The 18,194-nt window shown below is 65.2% G+C and carries 21 protein-coding genes; 18 read left to right on the top strand and 3 right to left on the bottom strand.

The genetic code is table 11. The features are described from left to right. The 13 genes from rplX (at position 1) to HUW43_RS10250 (ending at position 7,416) form a co-directional block, all read left to right on the top strand. Positions 1-318: a 50S ribosomal protein L24 gene (gene rplX, locus HUW43_RS10310; RefSeq protein ID WP_188237323.1), complete on the top strand. Its 318-nt coding sequence runs from the start codon at positions 1-3 to the stop codon at positions 316-318. Then, positions 311-889 carry a 50S ribosomal protein L5 gene (gene rplE, locus HUW43_RS10305; protein WP_188237322.1) on the top strand — a complete coding sequence of 193 codons (579 nt, stop codon included), beginning with the start codon at positions 311-313 and terminating at the stop codon, positions 887-889. Before rplX ends, rplE begins: the two co-directional genes overlap by 8 nt. Positions 890-942: 53 nt before the next feature. Next, a complete protein-coding gene (gene rpsN, locus HUW43_RS10300; RefSeq protein ID WP_188237321.1) occupies positions 943-1,248 on the top strand; it encodes a 30S ribosomal protein S14 in 306 nt (101 codons plus the stop codon). Positions 1,249-1,259: 11 nt separating this feature from the next. After that, positions 1,260-1,664 carry a 30S ribosomal protein S8 gene (gene rpsH, locus HUW43_RS10295; protein WP_011543074.1) on the top strand — a complete coding sequence of 135 codons (405 nt, stop codon included), beginning with the start codon at positions 1,260-1,262 and terminating at the stop codon, positions 1,662-1,664. Continuing rightward, positions 1,664-2,197: a 50S ribosomal protein L6 gene (gene rplF / locus HUW43_RS10290; protein WP_188237320.1), complete on the top strand. Its 534-nt coding sequence runs from the start codon at positions 1,664-1,666 to the stop codon at positions 2,195-2,197. Before rpsH ends, rplF begins: the two co-directional genes overlap by 1 nt. 3 nt (positions 2,198-2,200) lie before the next feature. Then, positions 2,201-2,554 (top strand): 50S ribosomal protein L18, encoded by a 354-nt coding sequence (gene rplR, locus HUW43_RS10285; protein ID WP_120221718.1) that lies wholly within the window; start codon positions 2,201-2,203, stop codon positions 2,552-2,554. A 2-nt stretch (positions 2,555-2,556) separates the two neighbouring features. Then, the gene (gene rpsE / locus HUW43_RS10280) at positions 2,557-3,249 is read left to right on the top strand and encodes a 30S ribosomal protein S5 (protein WP_223181457.1); all 693 of its coding nucleotides are present in this window, start codon (positions 2,557-2,559) and stop codon (positions 3,247-3,249) included. A 4-nt stretch (positions 3,250-3,253) separates the two neighbouring features. Next, a complete protein-coding gene (gene rpmD, locus HUW43_RS10275) occupies positions 3,254-3,439 on the top strand; it encodes a 50S ribosomal protein L30 (protein ID WP_120221719.1) in 186 nt (61 codons plus the stop codon). 7 nt (positions 3,440-3,446) lie between these two features. Then, a complete protein-coding gene (locus tag HUW43_RS10270) occupies positions 3,447-3,653 on the top strand; it encodes a DUF1737 domain-containing protein (RefSeq protein ID WP_120221720.1) in 207 nt (68 codons plus the stop codon). A gap of 42 nt (positions 3,654-3,695) precedes the next feature. Further along, positions 3,696-4,184: a 50S ribosomal protein L15 gene (gene rplO / locus HUW43_RS10265; protein ID WP_188237319.1), complete on the top strand. Its 489-nt coding sequence runs from the start codon at positions 3,696-3,698 to the stop codon at positions 4,182-4,184. A 315-nt stretch (positions 4,185-4,499) separates the two neighbouring features. Next, on the top strand, positions 4,500-5,873 hold the full coding sequence (gene secY, locus HUW43_RS10260) for a preprotein translocase subunit SecY (protein WP_188237318.1): 1,374 nt from the start codon (positions 4,500-4,502) through the stop codon (positions 5,871-5,873). Positions 5,874-5,920: 47 nt separating this feature from the next. After that, the gene (locus HUW43_RS10255; RefSeq protein ID WP_188237317.1) at positions 5,921-6,580 is read left to right on the top strand and encodes an adenylate kinase; all 660 of its coding nucleotides are present in this window, start codon (positions 5,921-5,923) and stop codon (positions 6,578-6,580) included. 140 nt (positions 6,581-6,720) lie between these two features. Continuing rightward, positions 6,721-7,416 (top strand): hypothetical protein, encoded by a 696-nt coding sequence (locus HUW43_RS10250; RefSeq protein ID WP_223181456.1) that lies wholly within the window; start codon positions 6,721-6,723, stop codon positions 7,414-7,416. Here HUW43_RS10250 and HUW43_RS10245 read toward each other — a convergent pair. Both HUW43_RS10245 and HUW43_RS10240 read right to left on the bottom strand, forming a co-directional pair. Continuing rightward, a complete protein-coding gene (locus tag HUW43_RS10245) occupies positions 7,413-7,943 on the bottom strand; it encodes a YceD family protein (protein ID WP_188237316.1) in 531 nt (176 codons plus the stop codon). The genes HUW43_RS10250 and HUW43_RS10245 overlap by 4 nt on opposite strands. Further along, a complete protein-coding gene (locus HUW43_RS10240; RefSeq protein WP_188237315.1) occupies positions 7,940-8,470 on the bottom strand; it encodes a ubiquinol-cytochrome C chaperone family protein in 531 nt (176 codons plus the stop codon). The genes HUW43_RS10245 and HUW43_RS10240 overlap by 4 nt, the downstream gene beginning before the upstream one ends. 169 nt (positions 8,471-8,639) lie before the next feature. Between HUW43_RS10240 and HUW43_RS10235 the strand changes: the two genes are divergently transcribed. Beyond that, positions 8,640-9,125 (top strand): outer membrane protein assembly factor BamE, encoded by a 486-nt coding sequence (locus HUW43_RS10235; RefSeq protein ID WP_188237314.1) that lies wholly within the window; start codon positions 8,640-8,642, stop codon positions 9,123-9,125. 105 nt (positions 9,126-9,230) lie between these two features. Here HUW43_RS10235 and HUW43_RS10230 read toward each other — a convergent pair whose 3' ends face one another. Continuing rightward, positions 9,231-11,495: an NADP-dependent malic enzyme gene (locus HUW43_RS10230; protein WP_188237313.1), complete on the bottom strand. Its 2,265-nt coding sequence runs from the start codon at positions 11,493-11,495 to the stop codon at positions 9,231-9,233. 276 nt (positions 11,496-11,771) lie between these two features. Here HUW43_RS10230 and mutS point away from each other — a divergent pair, with 276 nt between their 5' ends. The 4 genes from mutS (at position 11,772) to HUW43_RS10210 (ending at position 18,191) form a co-directional block, all read left to right on the top strand. Next, a complete protein-coding gene (mutS, locus tag HUW43_RS10225; protein WP_223181455.1) occupies positions 11,772-14,435 on the top strand; it encodes a DNA mismatch repair protein MutS in 2,664 nt (887 codons plus the stop codon). Then, complete coding sequence (locus HUW43_RS10220; RefSeq protein ID WP_188237312.1) at positions 14,432-17,191, top strand: [protein-PII] uridylyltransferase; 2,760 nt, start codon at positions 14,432-14,434, stop codon at positions 17,189-17,191. The genes mutS and HUW43_RS10220 overlap by 4 nt, the downstream gene beginning before the upstream one ends. Before the next feature lie 71 nt (positions 17,192-17,262). Beyond that, entirely contained in the window at positions 17,263-17,694 is a 432-nt protein-coding gene (locus HUW43_RS10215) for a hypothetical protein (protein WP_188237311.1), read from the top strand. Then, positions 17,691-18,191: an ImmA/IrrE family metallo-endopeptidase gene (locus HUW43_RS10210; protein WP_188237310.1), complete on the top strand. Its 501-nt coding sequence runs from the start codon at positions 17,691-17,693 to the stop codon at positions 18,189-18,191. The genes HUW43_RS10215 and HUW43_RS10210 overlap by 4 nt, the downstream gene beginning before the upstream one ends. Positions 18,192-18,194 lie beyond the last annotated feature (3 nt).

Genomic DNA, 18,194 nt, shown 5'->3' with positions numbered 1-18,194 from the left:
ATGGCGAACAAGATCAAGAAGGGCGATACGGTCGTCGTTCTGTCCGGCAAGGACAAGGGCAAGACCGGCGAAGTCGTGCAGAGCCTGCCGAAGGATGGCAAGGTCGTGGTCGCGGGCGTCAATGTCATCACGCGCCACCGCAAGCCGAGCCAGCAGAACCCGCAGGGCGGTCTTGAGCGCAAGGAAGCGCCGCTGTTCGCGAGCAAGGTCGCGCTCGCCGACCCCAAGACCGGCAAGCCGACGCGCGTGCGCTTTGAAACCAGGGACGGCAAGAAGGTCCGCGTGGCCGTGAAGTCCGGGGAGACGATCAATGGCTGACAATTACACCCCGCGCATGAAGAAGCTGTATGACGACAAGATCGTCAAGGCGATGACCGAGAAATTCGGTTACAAGAATGCGATGGAAGTGCCGAAGATCGAAAAGATCACGCTCAACATGGGCGTCGGCGAAGCGACGCAGGACAAGAAGAAGGTCGAAGCCGCGGCAGCCGAAATGGAGCTGATCGCCGGCCAGAAGCCCGTCGTCACCCGCGCGAAGAAGTCGATCGCGCAGTTCAAGCTGCGTGAAGGCATGCCGATCGGTTGCAAGGTCACCCTGCGCCGTGAACGCATGTATGAGTTCCTCGACCGGCTGATCACGATCGCGATGCCGCGTATCCGCGACTTTCGCGGCGTGTCGGCGAAGAGCTTCGACGGCCGTGGCAATTATGCCATGGGCCTGAAAGAGCAGATCATCTTCCCCGAGATCAACTATGACCGCATCGACCAGGTTCGCGGCATGGACGTGATCGTCACCACCACCGCTCGCACCGATGAAGAGGCCCGCGAACTGCTCAGGCTGTTCGGCTTCCCCTTCCCGATCGAAGCGCAGGAAAAGGAAGCCGCCTGATCCCTTCCACGGGACCGGGCCGGCTCTTTCAAGAAGGAAAGAGAACTTAAGTCATGGCGAAACTGAGTTCGGTAAACAAGAATGAGCGTCGCAAGAAGCTGGTGAAGAAATATGCCGGCCGTTATGCGAAGCTGAAGGCGATGGCCGCGGATACCTCGCTCGACGATGGCGAGCGCCTGATCGCGCGCCTCAAGATGGCGGAAATCCCGCGCAACGGCAACCCGACCCGCATCCGCAACCGGTGCGAGCTGACGGGCCGCCCGCGCGCCTATTATCGCAAATTCCGGCTGTGCCGCGTGCAGCTTCGCGATCTGGCCAACAAGGGCCTGATCCCGGGCGTTGTGAAGTCGAGCTGGTAAGGGACTAGAAGATGGCAATGACCGATCCCCTGGGTGATATGCTCACCCGCATCCGCAACGGCCAGCAGGCGAAGAAGGACAGTGTCCTGACGCCGGCTTCGACGCTGCGCGTCCGTGTTCTCGATGTCCTCCAGCGCGAAGGCTATATCCGCGGCTACAGCGAAGAAGCGCTGGGCGCCAAGGGCCAGCACAAGGGCATTCGCATCGAACTGAAATATTTCGAGGGCCAGCCGGCGATCCGCCACGTGGCCCGCGTGTCCAAGCCGGGCCGCCGCGTCTATTCGGGCTCGAAAGAGCTGCCGATCGTGCGCAACGGCCTTGGCATCACCATCGTGTCGACCCCGCGCGGCGTCCTGTCGGACGCCGAAGCCCGCGAACAGAATGTCGGCGGCGAAGTGCTGGCGGAGGTGTTCTGATGTCGCGCATTGGTAAAAAGGCAGTCGAGATTCCGAGCGGCGTCACCGCCGCGATCGACGGCGGCACGCTGTCGGTCAAGGGGCCGAAGGGCACGCTCGCCATGTCGCTGTCCGACAACATCAAATATGAAGTCGGCGACGGCAGCATTTCGGTGCAGCCCGCGAACGACAGCCGCGAAGCACGCGCCTTCTGGGGCATGCAGCGGACTTTGGTGCAAAATCTTGTCACGGGCGTGACCGAGGGCTTCACCAAGGTGCTCGAGATCACCGGCGTCGGCTATCGCGCCAACGCGCAGGGCAAGAATCTGAAACTGCAGCTCGGTTACAGCCACGACGTCGATTTTGCGGTGCCCGAAGGCATCGAGATCAAGACGCCGGACAACACGACGATCGAGATCAGCGGCATCGACAAGCAGAAGGTCGGCCAGGTCGCGGCGGAAATCCGCCGTTGGCGCAAGCCCGAACCCTATAAGGGCAAGGGCATCAAATATCGCGGCGAGTTCATCTTCCGCAAAGAAGGCAAGAAGAAGTAAGCCATGGCACATCTTACCCCTTTCGAAAAACGCCGCCAGCGCGTTCGCACCGCGCTCCGCCAGCGCGCCGCCGGGCGTCCGCGCCTGTCGGTTCACCGTTCGGGCCGCCACATCTATGCACAGCTCATCGATGACGCCGCGGGCACGACGCTGGCCGCCGCCTCGACGCTCGACAAGGATGTCCGCGGCAAGACGGGCGCGACCACGGCCGCTGCTGCCGATGTCGGCAAGCGCCTTGCCGCCGCCGCCAAGAAGGCGGGCGTGACGCAGGTTGTGTTCGACCGTGGCGGCTTTCTGTTCCACGGGCGCATCAAGGCGCTGGCCGACGCCGCGCGCGAAGGCGGATTGGAGTTCTAATGATGGCTGACGAAGTACAGAACGCCGAAGGCGCTGGCGAAGCGACCGAAAACACCGGCGCCCCCCGCCGTGGCCGGGGCGGCCGCGATGGCGGTCGTGGTGGCCGCGAAGGCGGCCGCGGTCGCCGCGACGATCGTCGCCCGCAGGGCGAGGATGGCGGCGAAGAGCTGATCGAGAAGCTTGTCCACATCAACCGCGTGTCGAAGACGGTGAAGGGCGGCAAGCGCTTCGGCTTTGCCGCGCTCGTCGTCGTCGGCGACGGCAAGGGCCGTGTCGGTTTCGGTCATGGCAAGGCGCGTGAAGTGCCCGAAGCCATCTCCAAGGCGACCGCAGCCGCGAAGAAGGCGATGATTCGCGTTCCGCTGCGCGATGGCCGCACGCTGCACCATGACGGCCGCGGCCACTTCGGTGCGGGCAATGTGACGCTGCGTTCGGCGCCCGCCGGGACCGGCATCATCGCCGGTGGCCCGATGCGCGCGGTATTCGAATCGCTGGGCGTGGCCGATGTGGTGACCAAGTCGGTCGGCACGTCGAACCCCTATAACATGATCCGCGCGACGTTCGAGGCGCTCGGCGAACAGACCAGCCCGAAATCGGTCGCGCAGCGCCGCGGCAAGAAGGTTTCGGACCTGATCAAGCGCGGCGGTGCGTCCGACCGCGCGGCCGAGGCTGAAGCCGCGGCGGTGACGGAGTAAGACGATGGCCGACAAGAAGATCAAGATCCGCCAGATCGGCTCGCCGATCCGTCGTCCCAAGGACCAGCGCAAGATCCTGACCGGCCTCGGGCTGGGCAAGATGCACCGCGAGGTCGAACTGGTCGACACGCCCGAAGTGCGCGGCATGATCCGCAAGCTTCCGCATATGGTGGAAGTCGTCGAGGGCTAAAAAGGCCATGAAGCTCTACCGCCTGTTGACCGGTCCCGACGATGCCGCCTTCTGCGCGCGGGTCGAGGGATTGCTCAACCGGGGGTGGCAGCTTCACGGCAGTCCCGCGATCACCAGTGTCGACGGCCGCGCGCATGTCGCGCAGGCCATCGTGATGGAAAAGGCCGGGCCTTATCCGGGCTTCCAGCCATCGAGTGAAATCGAACCGGACTGACACCGGTCCATAGCGCGAACATAGCGAAAGCGAGTGCAAGACATGACAATCAAGCTTAACGAACTTCGTGACAACAACGGCGCCCGCAAGGGCCGGATGCGCGTCGGACGCGGCATCGGATCGGGCAAGGGCAAGACCGCGGGCCGCGGCCAGAAGGGCCAGAAAGCGCGCAGCGGCGTCGCGATCAACGGCTTCGAGGGCGGCCAGATGCCGCTCCACATGCGTCTGCCCAAGCGCGGCTTCAACAATATCTTCGGCAAGGATTTCGCCATCGTCAATCTGGGCATGATCCAGAAGCTGGTCGATGCGAAGAAGATCGACGTCAAGAAGACCGTCGATCATGCCGCGCTCAAGGCGGCGGGCGTCGCGCGCGGCGGCAAGGACGGCGTGCGTCTGCTTGCCAAGGGCGAACTGACGGCCAAACTGACCTTCGCGGTCGCCGGTGCGTCGAAGGGCGCGATCGCGGCGGTCGAAAAGGCCGGCGGCAAGGTCGAACTTCCCGCCAAGGCAGACGACGCCAAGGGCGAATAAGAGATTGCAGAGGGGCGGTTCGAAAGGGCTGCCCCTCAACATGTGGCGACATCATTTCCGGTTCGTGTCGAGCCGATCGACTGCCTTGCAGCCGCTCAGGATAAACTTCAGCTCCGGTTGAAGTCGAGACACCCATCGGAACAGCGCATGATCGAGGGGCATCTCGACTTCGCTCGATGCGAACGGTTGATCAGGCCGGTAGCGACGGGTTGCGCTGCAAATATGGCCTTTCCCCTTGCGCTTCGTGACCGGCGAACGCACATAGGCGCCGGGTCGCGGGGGGCGCGGTCCGGACTATCCTCGAGGAAAACACCCATGGCCTCTCGCGCCGACCAGCTTGCTTCCAACCTCAATTTCTCGAAATTCGGTCAGGCGACCGAACTCAAGAACCGCATCTGGTTCACGATCGGCGCGCTGATCGTCTTTCGCTTCCTGTCGTTCGTGCCGCTGCCCGGCGTCGACCCGGTCGCGCTGGCGAACCTTTATTCGCAGGCGGCGTCGGGCGGCGTGCTCGACATCTTCAATACCTTCTCGGGCGGCAGCCTGGAGCGCATGAGCATCATCGCGCTCGGCGTCATGCCCTATATCACCGCGTCGATCGTCGTGCAGCTTGCCGCGGCGCTCTCGCCCAGCCTTGCCGCGCTCAAGAAAGAGGGCGAGAGCGGCCGCAAGAAGCTCAACCAATATACGCGCTACGGCACAGTCGTGCTCACCGCGATCCAGGGCTATTTCATTGCCGTCGGGCTCGAAACGCTCGGCGCGTCGCAGGGCATTGCCGCGGTCGTCGATCCCGGCATGATGTTCCGCGTCGGTGCGGTCATCTCGATCGTCGGCGGCACGCTTTTCCTGATGTGGCTCGGCGAACAGATCACCAGCCGCGGCATCGGCAACGGCGTCTCGCTCATCATCATGGCGGGCATCCTTGCCCAGTTGCCGCGCAGCTTTGCGCAGATGTTCACGCAGGTGCGCGAAGGGTCGATGGGCGGCGGCACCGTCGTTGCGGTCATCGCCGGGGGCATCGCGATCATCGCCTTCATCAGCTTCATGGAGCGCGCGCAACGCCGCGTCCTCGTCCAATATCCGAAACGCGCGACGCAGCGCGGCGTGATGCAGGCCGAACGCAGCCACCTGCCGCTGAAGGTCAATACCGCGGGCGTGATTCCGCCGATCTTCGCGTCGTCGTTGCTGCTCATGCCGCTCACGGTCACGCAGATGATGGGCAATGATGTCCAGGGGGATACCGCGTGGGGCGATTTCCTGATCACGCTCAACCAGTATCTCGCGCATGGCCAGCCGCTCTATATGGCGCTCTATGCCGCGGGCATCATCTTCTTCTGCTTCTTTTACGTCGCGGTCGTCTTCAACCCTGAAGAAACCGCCGAGAATCTGAAGAAGCAGAATGGCTTTATTCCGGGTATCCGTCCGGGCAAGAACACCGCCACCTACCTCGATTTCGTGCTGACGCGCATCACGGTGATCGGCGCCGCCTATCTCGCGGTCATCTGCCTCGTTCCAGAATATTTCATCGCCCAGTCGGGGCTGCCCTTTTACCTCGGCGGCACCAGCCTGCTCATCATCGTCAACGTCACGATCGATACGATCAGCCAGATCCAGAGCCACATGCTTGCGCATCAATATGGCGATCTTATCAAGAAGGCGAAATTGAAGGGCGGCGTTGCGCGGCGCTGACGCCTTCGTTAGGGCAGTCCGCGACACGCACGGGAACAGGGGCTTCCATGACGCTCAATATCATTTTGCTCGGGCCGCCGGGGGCAGGCAAGGGCACGCAGGCTTCGCGGCTCGAGAATGAGCATGGCATGGTGCAGCTGTCGACCGGCGACATGCTGCGCGCCGCGGTCAAGGCCGGCACCCCCATCGGGCTTCAGGCCAAGGCGGTGATGGACGCGGGCGAGCTGGTTTCCGACGCGATCGTATCGGGCCTGATCGGCGAGCGGCTTGACGAACTCGGCCCCGATGTTTCGGTGATTTTCGACGGCTATCCGCGCACCGCGGCGCAGGCCGACGCGCTCGACGGCATTTTGTCGGCACGCGGCCGCAGGCTCGACCATGTGATCGAGCTGCGGGTGGAGGAGGACGCGCTCGTCGACCGCATCACGGGTCGCTTCAGCTGCGCCAAATGCGGCGAAGGCTATCACGACCGCTACAAGCTGCCCAAGCTGGCCGACACCTGCGACGTCTGCGGCGCGCACGACTTCAAGCGCCGCCCCGACGACAATGAGGAAACGGTGCGCACGCGCATGGCCGAATATCGCGCCAAGACCGCGCCGATCCTGCCGATTTACGAGGCGCGCGGCATCGTCACCCATGTCGACGGCATGGCCCCGATCGACCAGGTCAACGACGCGATCGAAACGATCCTCTCCACCGCTGGATAACGCCCGCGCTCAATCGTCATTGCGAGGGTCGCAGGCCCGTGGCAATCCAGAACGGTGCAGGGCCGCTCTGGATTGCGTCCCCCGGCGTTCGTCGGGGTCGCAGTGACGAAGCCCGGATACGGCAAGCGGGGGAATGGGTGATGAACGTCAAAAAAATGATGGCGGCAGCAATCCTGGCAACGGGTGGACTGACCCTCGCGCCCGGCGCGACCGCCAAGGTCATCGACCAGAGCGAGATCGGTTTCACCGTCGCGCACACCGCGCAGGTCGCGGCGGCGCCCGCGGATGTGTGGAAAATGCTGCGGATGCCGCAGAACTGGTGGTCAAAGGATCATAGCTGGTCGGGTGACGCGGCGAACTTCTGGCTCGATTCGCAGGCGGGGGGCTGTTTCTGCGAAAAGCTGCCCGATACCGGGTCCGGGCTCGGCAGCGTCCAGCATGCGCGCATCCTTTTCGCCAGGCCCAACGAGTTGCTCCGCCTGTCGGGCGCTTTCGGGCCGCTGCAGGGCGAGGCGCTGTCCGGCACGCTGACCATCCAGATCAAGCAAACCCCCACGGGCAGCGCGCTGCGTTTCGATTATGTCGTCGGCGGCTATATGCGCTTCAAGGTCGCCGACGTCGCGCCCGCGGTCGACCGCGTGATCGGCGAGCAGCTCAAGGGGCTGGCCGAAGCGCTCGGCGGCGCGCTGCCCCCGACGCGCGACGATAAGGCGGCGGATGCGCCGGCGGCGGAAAGGTCGGCGGGCGAGGCGAGGGGCAACGACGAGCGCGGTCTCGACGGCGCGGTCGCCGACCTGGTCGAGGATGTCGAACAACCGAAGCCCGACGATCGTTAACCCCCCGGCTTGCCGCGCAGCTTGGCGAGCGCCGCAAACGGCCCCGCCGCTTCTTCGCTCAGCACGCCCTTTTCGGTGAGGATGCGGTCCGCGTCGGGGTGGCGCGGAAAGGGGTCGAGCGCGAGCGACAGCGTTTGCACTGCCGCCTCGCCAATATCGGCGCGGTCGCCGTCGAGCGGCAGCAGGTCGAGTTCGTCGCGGCCGATCTCCACCTCATCGTCGGCGTGCGCGGGGGCATCGACATCGCGCAGGAAGCGCAGGTCGAAGGGTTCGGCGATGCGCGCGGCGACGGGCAGGGCGGTGGCGGCGCATGCCTGCACCACCTCTGCCCTGACCTCGCCGGTGGCGGCGAGCCCCCCGGCGACGGCGCGCAGGCTGGCGGCGAGCGCAAAATGATCGAGCGCGATCAGGCCGAGCCGCGCCGCGATTCGCGCGCGCGTCGCGACGTCGGCCTCGACCGCGATCGTCCGCCCCTGCGCCGCGTCGGCAAGCGTGACGACCAGCGAAAACTCGCTCGCTGTGCTCACCGCTCGGCTCCGGGCAGATGGTCGGCGGCGACCAGCCTGGCGACCGGCATCGCCGCGAGCGCGCCGCGCAACTCGGCCACCTTCGTCATCACATGCGCCAGCGCCGCGTCGCCCGGCGCCTTGCCGCGCCACAGGTTGCGAACCAGCGCGGCTTTGAGCGCGTCCGACCCGTCGGATGCGCGATAGGCGCCCAGACGCCCGCCGAGCGCACCCATCATGCGTCCGACCTGCTTGCCGACGACCATGTCGCCGAAACCGATCTGACGCATCTGCCCGTCCATGTCGCTTACGAACAATTCGGTGAGCTGCACCCCGGCGAGTGCCTGATCGGGATCGTCGTCGATCCGGTGCAGCACCAGCGCCATCACCAGGCTGACCATGTCGAATCGGCCGTCGAGCGTATCGGGAACGCCGCCTTCGGCATACCAGTGCGGCGCGCGCGCAGTGGCGACAATCGCCTGCCACAGCGGACGGCGCGCCTCGCGCGGGTCGGGTTGGGATCGGAACAATTTGCGGAAGGAAAACATCGCTGCTGCTTAGGCGGATTCGCGTCGCCCGAAAAGGGGCGCCGGTCAGCTTGTGGCAAGCTTTGCCGCGGCACAAGCGGCTTGTGCGCGCTCACCGCTTGCGGTTAAGAGGCGCGAGAGCCAGCGCCTCCGCCCGATGCAGCGGCGGACCGGCGCAATGGAGATTGATATGCCGAATGCGATACCTGCCTTGTCCGCCACCCGCGCGCACCTCGTCGCCCTGGGGCTTGCCGCCCTGCTTGCGACCAGCGGCTGCGCGCAGCTCAAGGGGCGGCAGGGCTATGTGGTCGATCCGGCGCTGACCGAGGCGATCACCCCCGGTGTCGACAATCGCGAATCGGTCGAACGCACGCTCGGCCGCCCCACCTTCGTCGGCCAGTTCGGCACCGGCGAATATTATTATGTCTCGCGCGAAACACGCCAGCTTGCCTTTGCCAAGCCGCGACCGATTGCGCAGCAGGTGCTGCGCGTGCGCTTTGATGCGGCGGGCAACGTCGCCGCGGTCGACCGCACCGGGCTCGAACTGGTGAGCAAGATCAGCCCCGAAGGCGACAAGACGCCGACGCTCGGCCGCGAACGCAGCTTCTTTGAGGATATTTTCGGCAACATCGGCGCGGTCGGCGCGCCTGGCGCCGGCGCCCCGACGGGACAGTAAAGGCTACGGATGTCCAGCCGTTGCCCCCGCGAAGGCGGGGGCGGCGGGCGGGCTTGCGTTACGCCGATAGCGGACCCCGCCTTCGCGGGGGCAACGCGCCTTTAGTTACTGCGCGATTCCGCCCGCAGCGAGCACCGCCAGCGTGACGAGGTCCGACGCGGTCGACGCCATCGTCGCGACCTGCACCGGATGTTCCATGCCAACCAGCATCGGGCCGATAATGGCGCCGCCGCCGAGTTCGCGCAGAAGCTTTGCCGACAGGTTCGCCGATTGCAGCCCCGGCATCACCAGCACATTCGCGGGTCCCGACAGGCGGCAGAAGGGATAGTTTTTCATCACCTTGGCGTTCAGCGCGACGTCGGGCGCCATTTCGCCTTCATATTCAAAGGCGGGTTGGCGCCGGTCGAGGATCGCCACAGCCTCGCGGATATTTTCCAGCCAGCTCCCCTCTGGGTTGCCGAAGGTCGAATAGGAGAGGAAGGCAACGCGCGGTTCGTGCCCCATGCGCCGCGCGACCTGCGCGGTGCGTTCGGCGATGTCGGCGAGCATTTCGGCCGACGGCCGCTCGTTGACCGTCGTGTCGGCCATGAAGATGGTGTGATGCTGGTCGACCAGCACATGAATGCCGAACGGCGTCTTGCCTTCGGCATGGTCGATCACGCGGCGGATTTCGCGCATCGTCTGCGAATAGGTGCGCGTCGTGCCGGTGATCATGGCGTCGCCCAGCCCCATTTTGAGCAGCAGCGAGCCGAAGATGTTGCGGTCGCGGTTGACCATGCGTTCGACGTCGCGGCGAAGGTAGCCGCGTCGCTGGAGCCGCTCATAGAGCATGTCGACCATCGCGGGGACATGCGGCGAATTGACGCTGTTGTGGACCTCGAAACTCTCTGCATCGGCGACGCCCATCGCGCGCAGCTTGTCATGCAGCCCTTCGCGCCCGACGAGCACGGGTGTCCCATAGCCGCCGTCGCGGAACTGGATCGCGGCGCGCAGCACCGTTTCTTCCTCGCCCTCGGCAAAGACGACGCGCTTCGGATTGGTGCGCGCGGCTTCATAGGCGAGCGTCAGCACCGACGTCGTCGGGTTGAGCCGCGCGCGCAGCCGCGTGCGATATTCATCGAGGTCGGCGATCGGTTTCTGCGCGACGCCGGTGTCCATCGCCGCCTTGGCGACCGCGGCGGGGACGATTTCCATCAGGCGCCGGTCGAAGGGGGAAGGGATGATATATTCGGGGCCAAAGCTCGACGCCCGCCCGCCATAGGCCGCGGCAACCTCTTCGGGCACCTGCTGGCGCGCGAGGTCGGCGATCGCATAGGCCGCGGCAATCTTCATCTCCTCGTTGATCGCGGTTGCATGGACGTCGAGCGCGCCGCGGAAGATGAAGGGGAAGCAGAGGACATTGTTGACCTGGTTCGGATAGTCCGAGCGCCCCGTCGCGATGATCGCGTCGGGCCGCGCTGCACGCGCATCGGGGGGAGAGATTTCGGGATCGGGGTTCGCCATCGCAAAGATGATCGGCGCTGGCGCCATGTCCTTGACCATTTCCGGCTTGAGCGCGCCTGCGGCGGACAGGCCCAGGAACACGTCGGCGCCGACGAGCGCTTCGGTCAGGTCGCGCGCGTCGGTCGGGACCGCGTGCGCCGACTTCCACTGGTCCATGCCGTCGGTGCGCCCCTGATAGATGGTGCCCTTGCGGTCGCACATGATGACATTTTCATGTTTGACGCCCATCGCCTTGATCAGCGCGGTGCACGCAATCGCCGCCGCTCCTGCCCCGTTGACGACGACCTTGACCGTCGCCAGATCGCGCCCGGTCAGGTAACAGGCGTTGATCAGCCCTGCGGCGGTGATGATCGCGGTGCCATGCTGGTCATCGTGGAACACCGGGATGTTCATGCGCTCTTTCAGCGCCGCCTCGATGATGAAGCAATTGGGTGCGGCAATATCTTCGAGATTGATGCCGCCAAAGCTTGGCGCGAGCAGTTCGACCGCCTCGATGAAGCGCTGCGGATCTTCGGTATCGACCTCAAGGTCGATCGAATCGACGTCGGCGAAGCGCTTGAACAGCACCGCCTTGCCTTCCATCACCGGTTTTGACGCCAGCGCGCCGAGGTTGCCGAGCCCCAGGATCGCGGTGCCGTTCGAAATGACGGCGACCAGATTGCCCTTGACCGTATAATCATAGGCGGCAGCGGGATTTTCCGCGATCGCCTTTACCGGCACCGCGACGCCGGGCGAATAGGCCAGCGACAGATCGCGCTGCGTCGCCATCGGCTTTGACGCGACGATCTCGATTTTTCCGGGCCGCCCATATTCATGGTAGAGCAGGGCCTCGCGATCCGAAAACTGCACCTTGCTGCCGCTGTCCATTCGTCATCCTCTCGATAAAGTCACAAGATGCGCGCCCGAGCCTTTCCCCTAGCGCCGCCTCGCGAAAATGTAACCGCCAATGTTGGGTGCGGGTGGCGATGGGGTTGATGAAGGTCTGGAAACGGCCGGTTTTTTGGACGTTTATCCGATCATCATCCTGGCGTTCGCCGGGATGACGAACAAGGCAGGGGCGGGACCCCGGCCCACGGCCGTCGTTCCACCCGCTTTCCCCCTTCCAACCTTGCCATGCCGCCCCCAATCACTAAGCAGGGGGCGATGGCTGCCACCGCTCCCCGACCCGCCAACAGCAACGCCGCGACGTCCGGCGCGACGCCCATGATGGCGCAATATTGGGCGCTGAAGGAAAAGGCGGGCGATTGCCTGCTTTTCTATCGCATGGGCGATTTTTTCGAGCTTTTCTTTGACGACGCCAAGGCAGCGGCATCGACGCTCGACATCGCGCTGACCTCGCGCGGCGAACATGGCGGAGCGCCGGTGCCGATGTGCGGCGTGCCCGTCCACGCCGCCGAATCCTATCTTGCACGCCTCATCCGCGCGGGACACCGCGTCGCGATCGCCGAGCAGGTCGAAACCCCGGCGGAGGCCAAGGCGCGCGGCGGGTCGAAGGCGCTCGTCGCGCGCGACATCGTGCGCTTCGTCACCGCGGGCACGCTGACCGAGGAAAGCCTGCTTGACGGGCGCAGCGCGAACCGCCTCGCCGCGCTGGCGCAGGTCGGCAGCGAGGGCGAGGTAGCGATTGCCGCCGCCGACGTTTCGACCGGGCGCTTCGAAGTCGTCGCGGTGCGCACGGAAGCGGTCGACGCCGAACTTGCCCGCCTTGCACCCTCCGAACTGCTGCTCAGCGAGAGCGCGGACGCGCTGCCCATATCGTCGGCGCGGCAGGTGGTGCGTCGGCCGTCGGCGGACTTCGCCAGCACCGGCGCGCAGAAACGGCTCGAATCTTTCTTCGGCGTTCGGACGCTCGATGGTTTCGGCCAGTTTTCGCGCAGTGAAATCGCCGCGATGGGCGCGCTCCTCGCCTATCTCGACCATGTCGGGACCGGCGGGCCGACCTTCCTCCAGCCGCCGGTGCGCGTGTCGGCGTCGGACCGCATGGCGATCGACGCGGCGACGCGCGAAAGCCTCGAACTCGTCCGCACCATGGCGGGAACGCGCGAGGGCAGCCTGCTCGGCACGATCGACCGCACCGTCACCGCAGCGGGCGCGCGGCTGCTCGCCGACGATCTGGCAAGCCCGCTCACCGACCGCGCCGCGATCCTCGACCGGCTCGATCTCGTCGATGCGCTCGCCCGCGATGCGTTGTGGCGCGGCGACCTGCGCGCGGCGCTCCGCGCCCTGCCCGACGCCGGACGCGCGCTCGGCCGCCTCGTCGCGGGGCGCGGCGGCCCGCGCGACCTGGCACAGCTGCGCGACGCGCTCGAAGGCGCGCGGCGCCTGCGCGAACGGCTCGCGCAGCGCGCCGACCTGCCGCCTTTGCTCGCGCGGCTGCTCCCCGGCCTCGACGGTCATGGCGCGCTCGTCGACGAACTGACGCGCGCGCTCGTCGAAACGCCGCCGGTCGACGCCGCGCAGGGCGGCTATATCGCCGAAGGCTATGACCATGCGCTCGACGCGCTGCGCGAAACCGCGCGCGACGGGCGCAAGGCGATTGCCGCACTCGAGGCGCAATATCGCGACCGCACCGGCATCGCCTCGCTCAAGATCCGCCACAATGGTGTGCTTGGCTATCATGTCGAGGTGCCCGCAAAGCATGCCGACGCGCTGATGGCGCCCGACAGCGGCTTCACCCATCGCCAGACGCTTGCGGGGGTCGTCCGGTTCAACTCGGCCGACCTCCACGACGCGGCGATTCGCGTGACGCAGGCGGGCGTCCATGCCGTCGCGGCCGAGGGGGCGCATCTCGAAGCCTTGACCGCCGCCGCGGTGGCGCGGCGCGAGGCGATCGCCGCCTCGTGCGACATACTCGCGCGGATCGACGTCGCCGCGGCGCTTGCCGATCATGCGATGAGCCACAATTGGTGCCGCCCGGAACTGGCGGACGAACCGTGCCTTGATGTGGTCGGCGGGCGGCATCCGGTGGTCGAGGCGGCGCTGGCCAAGGCGGGCGAACGCTTCGTGCCCAATGATGTCGCGCTGTCGGAGGCCGATCGCCTCTGGCTCGTCACCGGTCCCAATATGGGCGGCAAATCGACCTTCCTCCGCCAGAACGCCCTCATCGTCGTGCTCGCGCAGGCGGGCGGTTTCGTCCCTGCGGCATCGGCGAAGCTCGGCCTCGTCGACCGGCTGTTCAGCCGCGTCGGCGCCAGCGACAATCTGGCGCGCGGGCGATCGACCTTCATGGTCGAGATGGTCGAAACCGCAGCCATCCTTGCGCAGGCGACGCCCGACAGCTTTGTCATCCTCGACGAGGTCGGGCGCGGCACTTCGACCTACGACGGGCTCGCGCTTGCCTGGTCGGTGGTCGAGGCGGTGCACGAGGTGAACCGTTGCCGTTGCCTCTTCGCGACGCACTATCACGAACTCACGCGTCTCGCCGAAAGCCTCGAAGCGCTGTCGCTCCACCATGTCCGCGCGCGCGAGTGGCAGGGCGATCTGGTGCTGCTCCACGAGGTCGCCGACGGCCCCGCCGACCGCAGCTATGGCCTTGCCGTCGCGCGCCTTGCGGGGGTTCCGGCCGCCGTCGTCAGGCGCGCCGAGGCGGTGCTCGCCAAACTCGAAGCGGGGCGCGAAAAAACCGGCGGGCTCGCCGCGGGGCTGGACGACCTGCCGCTTTTCGCCGCGACGCTTGCCGCCGAACCCGTCGCCGCGCAGGATGCGCTGCGCGAGGCGCTTGCCGCCATCGACCCCGATGCGCTCGCCCCGCGCGACGCGCTCGACGCGCTCTATCGCCTCAAAAAACTGCTGGCGGTCGAGGCATGAGCGATCTCTTCGCCCATCTCGATCAGCGCCGCGCGATCATCGACCGCCGTGCGCTCGCGGGGCGGCTCGATATGATCGCCGCCGAAACCGGCGATGCGGGCCAGCGCCGCCGGGCGATGGTCGCGCTGCTCAAGGCGGCGCTCGATGATGGCCGCGCGGAGATCGAGCGGCGGCTGATCGAGCACCCGTCGTCGGGGCGCGTCGCGGCGCAGGCGACCGCCTTTCTGATCGACCAGATCGTCCGCCTCAGCCACGATTTCACCATCCATCACCTTTACCCCGCGAACAACCGTTCGGCGGGCGAGCGAATCACGCTGATCGCGGTCGGCGGCTATGGCCGCGGCGAAATGGCGCCGCACAGCGACATCGACATCGGCTTTTTGACCCCGTTCAAGCAGACGAGCTGGACCGAGCAGGTGATCGAGGCGCAGCTCTATACGCTCTGGGACCTGGGGCTGAAGGTCGGCCATTCGTCGCGTTCGCTGGACGAAATGGTGCGTGCGGCAAAGGACGACCTTACCATCCGCACGGCCTTGCTCGAAGCGCGCTTTATCTGGGGCGACCGCGACCTTTACGACCAGGCCGCGGCGCGTTTCGGTGCCGAGGTCGTCGCGGGCAACGCGCGCGCCTTTGTCGCCGACAAGCTTGCCGAGCGCGACGAGCGGCATAAAAGGATGGGCGATTCGCGCTATGTCGTCGAACCCAATGTGAAGGAAGGCAAGGGCGGGCTGCGCGACCTGCATACGCTCTTCTGGATCGGCAAGTTCATCCACCGCGTGCGAACCGTGCCCGAACTGGTTGATGCGGGATTGCTCTCGGCGCGCGAGCTTCGCCAGTTTGCGCGCGCGGAAAACTTTCTGCTCGCGGTCCGCTGTCACCTCCACATCCTTGCGGGTCGCGCCGAGGACCGGCTGACCTTCGATTTCCAGCGCGAGATCGCTGCCCGCATGAAATTCGCCGACCGTCCAGGCAAGAGTGCGGTCGAACGCTTCATGCAGCTCTATTTCCTCCACGCCAAAAGCGTCGGCGATCTGACCGGCACCTTCCTCGCGCATCTTGACGACCAGATGGCGGCGCGCGGGCGGCGTTTCCTGCCGACAATCCGGCGGCGACCGGGCAAGCTCAACGGCTTCGTCCTCGACCGCGGCCGACTCGCGCTGCCTTCGGATGATTTTTTCGCGGCCGACCCGGTGCGGCTGATCGAGATTTTCGCGCTCGCCGACAGGCATGGCCTCGAAATCCATCCGCAGGCGATGCGCCAGGCGCGCCACGATGCCAAGCTGATCGAGACGCAGGGCGTGCGCCGTGAACGCCGCGCCAACGAACTGTTCCTCGACGTGCTGACCAGTCCGCGCGACCCCGAAACGGTGCTGCGCTGGATGAACGAGGCGGGGGTGTTCGGCCGCTTCGTGCCCGATTTCGGCCGCGTCGTCGCGCAGATGCAGTTCGACATGTATCATCATTATACCGTCGACGAACATACGATCCGCGCGATCGGGCTGCTGGCCGACATCGAACAGGGGCGGCTCAAGGAAGATCATCCGCTGTCGACCGCGATCATGGGCCAGATCCATTCGCGGCGCGTCGTCTATGTCGCGGTGCTGCTGCACGACATCGCCAAGGGGCGCGGCGGCGACCATAGCGTGCTCGGCGCCGAACTGGCGCTTCGCGTCTGCCCGCGGCTGGGGCTGAGCGAGGCCGAGACCGAAACCGTGTCGTGGCTCGTGCGCTATCACCTGCTCATGTCGGCGACCGCGTTCAAACGTGATCTCGCCGACTTCAAGACGATCCTTGACTTCGCGCAGGTGGTGCAAAGCCCCGAGCGCCTGCGGCTGCTGCTCGTCCTTACCGTCGTCGACATCCGCGCGGTCGGACCGGGCGTGTGGAACAGCTGGAAACGGCAATTGCTCACCGAACTGTACGACGCCGCCGAAGAAGTGCTGCGCCTCGGCCACAAGCAAAAGGGCCGCGAACAACGCATCGCGAGCAAGAAGGAAGCGGTCGCGGCGCAGTTCGGTTTTGACCGCAAGACCTTTGACAAGGTCGCAAGGCGCCTGCCCGAAAGTTACTGGATTGCCGAGCCGGTCGAGGTTATCGCCGCCAACCTCGTCCATATTCGTCAGGCGGGCGATGCGCCGCTGCACATCGCCGCCGTCCCCGACGACGATCGCGGCGCAACGCTGGTGATGGTGCTCGCCGCCGACCATCCGGGGCTATTCTATCGCATCGCGGGGGGTATCCACCTGGCGGGCGGCAACATCATCGACGCACGCATCCATACGACGCGCGACGGCCTCGCGCTCGACAATTTCCTTGTCCAGGATCCGATCGGCCGTCCGTTCGACGAGCCGGGGCAGATCGCACGCCTCACCCGCGCGATCGAGGATGCGCTCGCCAACCGGCAGAAACTGCTGCCCAAGCTCGAAGCCCGCGCGCTGCCGCGCACCCGCGCCGAAGCGTTCCGCGTCGCCCCTAATGTTTTCGTCGATAACAAGGCGTCCAATCGCTTCACCGTGATCGAGGTCAACGCACAGGACCGCCCGGCGCTTCTCAACCAGCTCGCCTATGCGCTCTTCCAGTCGAAGGTCACCGTCCACAGCGCCCACGTCGCCACCTATGGCGAGCGCGCGGTCGACACTTTCTATGTCACCGATCTGATCGGCGACAAGATCGACAGCGCCGCGCGGGTGAAATCGCTGGAGAAACGCTTGCTGGAAGCGGCGGGAAGCACGAGCGAGGACGCGGTGGCGGCGTAGGAGGCTGCAAGTATTGACCTCCACGACCAGGGTGCATATATGTTCTTAAAATGTTCTCAAGGGCGCAGTCGATGGTGGGTGGTGGAACGAAAACCGGATTTGTCTCGGCCTTGAAGGTGGTCGGCGTTGTCGGACTTTGTCTGGTCTCGGGTGTGGTTGGCGGCTCATTAACACAGCATTTCGGGACGAGCAGCTACTCCCTGTCGTATGCCGACTTTGTGTCAATCATGCTCACGGCTGTGTCATTGTTGATGACGGTACTGGCGATATTTCTCGCGGTGGTTGGGTTTCTGGGCTGGACGACCATTGAGCAGAAGGTTCATGGAAAGACGGAGGACTTTCTTGCTAGTGGCTTTGAAAAAGGCGGCCGGTTAGATCGAGTCGTTGTTGAAATGATTGAACGCAAAACCGAAGAAATCATGTTCCGCGGCATTCAGCCTGTCGGAGATGATGATTTGAACGGGAATGAAGAAGATAAGGGTGACGATGGTGGGGCTGTATGAGTCTGCTGGCTGATAACCGGGTCAGAAAGAATGAAGCCGAGATTGTGAGGCGCTATACGTCCTGCTTTCCGGTGAAGGTGGGAGAGCTGGCGAATGAGCTCGGCCTAAAAGTTGTGCGCGCGCCTATGCCTCCAAAGATTTCCGGTCTTATCCAGCCTTGTGCCGATGCCCCGGCGGGTTTTGAAATCCGAGTTAACAAATATGAGATGCCGGAGCGTCAGCGATTTACGGTTGCGCATGAGATTGCCCATTACTTGTTGCATCGAGACGACATCGGCGCCGGCGTGGTGGACAGCATCATGTATCGTTCCAACCTGACGTCTCGGAAAGAAACGGAAGCTAATAGGTTGGCGGCTGATATTGTTATGCCTGCCAAGGTTGTAGGCAGGGAGTTGGAGCGGATTGGTGGTCATAGGACAGATGACGCGGTAGAAAAACTTGCCTCTCTGTTCCGGGTTTCAATTCCTGCTATGAAGGTACGATTAGGGGTAGCCTAGGGG

It is taken from the genome of Sphingopyxis sp. LK2115 (assembly GCF_014595975.1).
Taxonomy (GTDB): Bacteria; Pseudomonadota; Alphaproteobacteria; order Sphingomonadales; family Sphingomonadaceae; genus Sphingopyxis.
The sequence above is the reverse complement of the archived record's forward strand: the minus strand, read 5'-3'. Positions and strand labels throughout refer to the sequence as shown.

Excerpts from the sequence above, each read along its gene's own strand:
- rplX (WP_188237323.1), top strand. The coding sequence starts at position 1 with ATGGCGAACAAGATCAAGAAGGGCGATACGGTCGTCGTTCTGTCCGGC.
- rplE (WP_188237322.1), top strand. The coding sequence starts at position 311 with ATGGCTGACAATTACACCCCGCGCATGAAGAAGCTGTATGACGACAAG.
- rpsN (WP_188237321.1), top strand. The coding sequence starts at position 943 with ATGGCGAAACTGAGTTCGGTAAACAAGAATGAGCGTCGCAAGAAGCTG.
- rpsH (WP_011543074.1), top strand. The coding sequence starts at position 1,260 with ATGGCAATGACCGATCCCCTGGGTGATATGCTCACCCGCATCCGCAAC.
- rplF (WP_188237320.1), top strand. The coding sequence starts at position 1,664 with ATGTCGCGCATTGGTAAAAAGGCAGTCGAGATTCCGAGCGGCGTCACC.
- rplR (WP_120221718.1), top strand. The coding sequence starts at position 2,201 with ATGGCACATCTTACCCCTTTCGAAAAACGCCGCCAGCGCGTTCGCACC.
- rpsE (WP_223181457.1), top strand. The coding sequence starts at position 2,557 with ATGGCTGACGAAGTACAGAACGCCGAAGGCGCTGGCGAAGCGACCGAA.
- rpmD (WP_120221719.1), top strand. The coding sequence starts at position 3,254 with ATGGCCGACAAGAAGATCAAGATCCGCCAGATCGGCTCGCCGATCCGT.
- HUW43_RS10270 (WP_120221720.1), top strand. The coding sequence starts at position 3,447 with ATGAAGCTCTACCGCCTGTTGACCGGTCCCGACGATGCCGCCTTCTGC.
- rplO (WP_188237319.1), top strand. The coding sequence starts at position 3,696 with ATGACAATCAAGCTTAACGAACTTCGTGACAACAACGGCGCCCGCAAG.
- secY (WP_188237318.1), top strand. The coding sequence starts at position 4,500 with ATGGCCTCTCGCGCCGACCAGCTTGCTTCCAACCTCAATTTCTCGAAA.
- HUW43_RS10255 (WP_188237317.1), top strand. The coding sequence starts at position 5,921 with ATGACGCTCAATATCATTTTGCTCGGGCCGCCGGGGGCAGGCAAGGGC.
- HUW43_RS10250 (WP_223181456.1), top strand. The coding sequence starts at position 6,721 with ATGAACGTCAAAAAAATGATGGCGGCAGCAATCCTGGCAACGGGTGGA.
- HUW43_RS10240 (WP_188237315.1), bottom strand. The coding sequence starts at position 8,470 with ATGTTTTCCTTCCGCAAATTGTTCCGATCCCAACCCGACCCGCGCGAG.
- HUW43_RS10235 (WP_188237314.1), top strand. The coding sequence starts at position 8,640 with ATGCCGAATGCGATACCTGCCTTGTCCGCCACCCGCGCGCACCTCGTC.
- HUW43_RS10230 (WP_188237313.1), bottom strand. The coding sequence starts at position 11,495 with ATGGACAGCGGCAGCAAGGTGCAGTTTTCGGATCGCGAGGCCCTGCTC.
- mutS (WP_223181455.1), top strand. The coding sequence starts at position 11,772 with ATGGCTGCCACCGCTCCCCGACCCGCCAACAGCAACGCCGCGACGTCC.
- HUW43_RS10220 (WP_188237312.1), top strand. The coding sequence starts at position 14,432 with ATGAGCGATCTCTTCGCCCATCTCGATCAGCGCCGCGCGATCATCGAC.
- HUW43_RS10215 (WP_188237311.1), top strand. The coding sequence starts at position 17,263 with ATGGTGGGTGGTGGAACGAAAACCGGATTTGTCTCGGCCTTGAAGGTG.
- HUW43_RS10210 (WP_188237310.1), top strand. The coding sequence starts at position 17,691 with ATGAGTCTGCTGGCTGATAACCGGGTCAGAAAGAATGAAGCCGAGATT.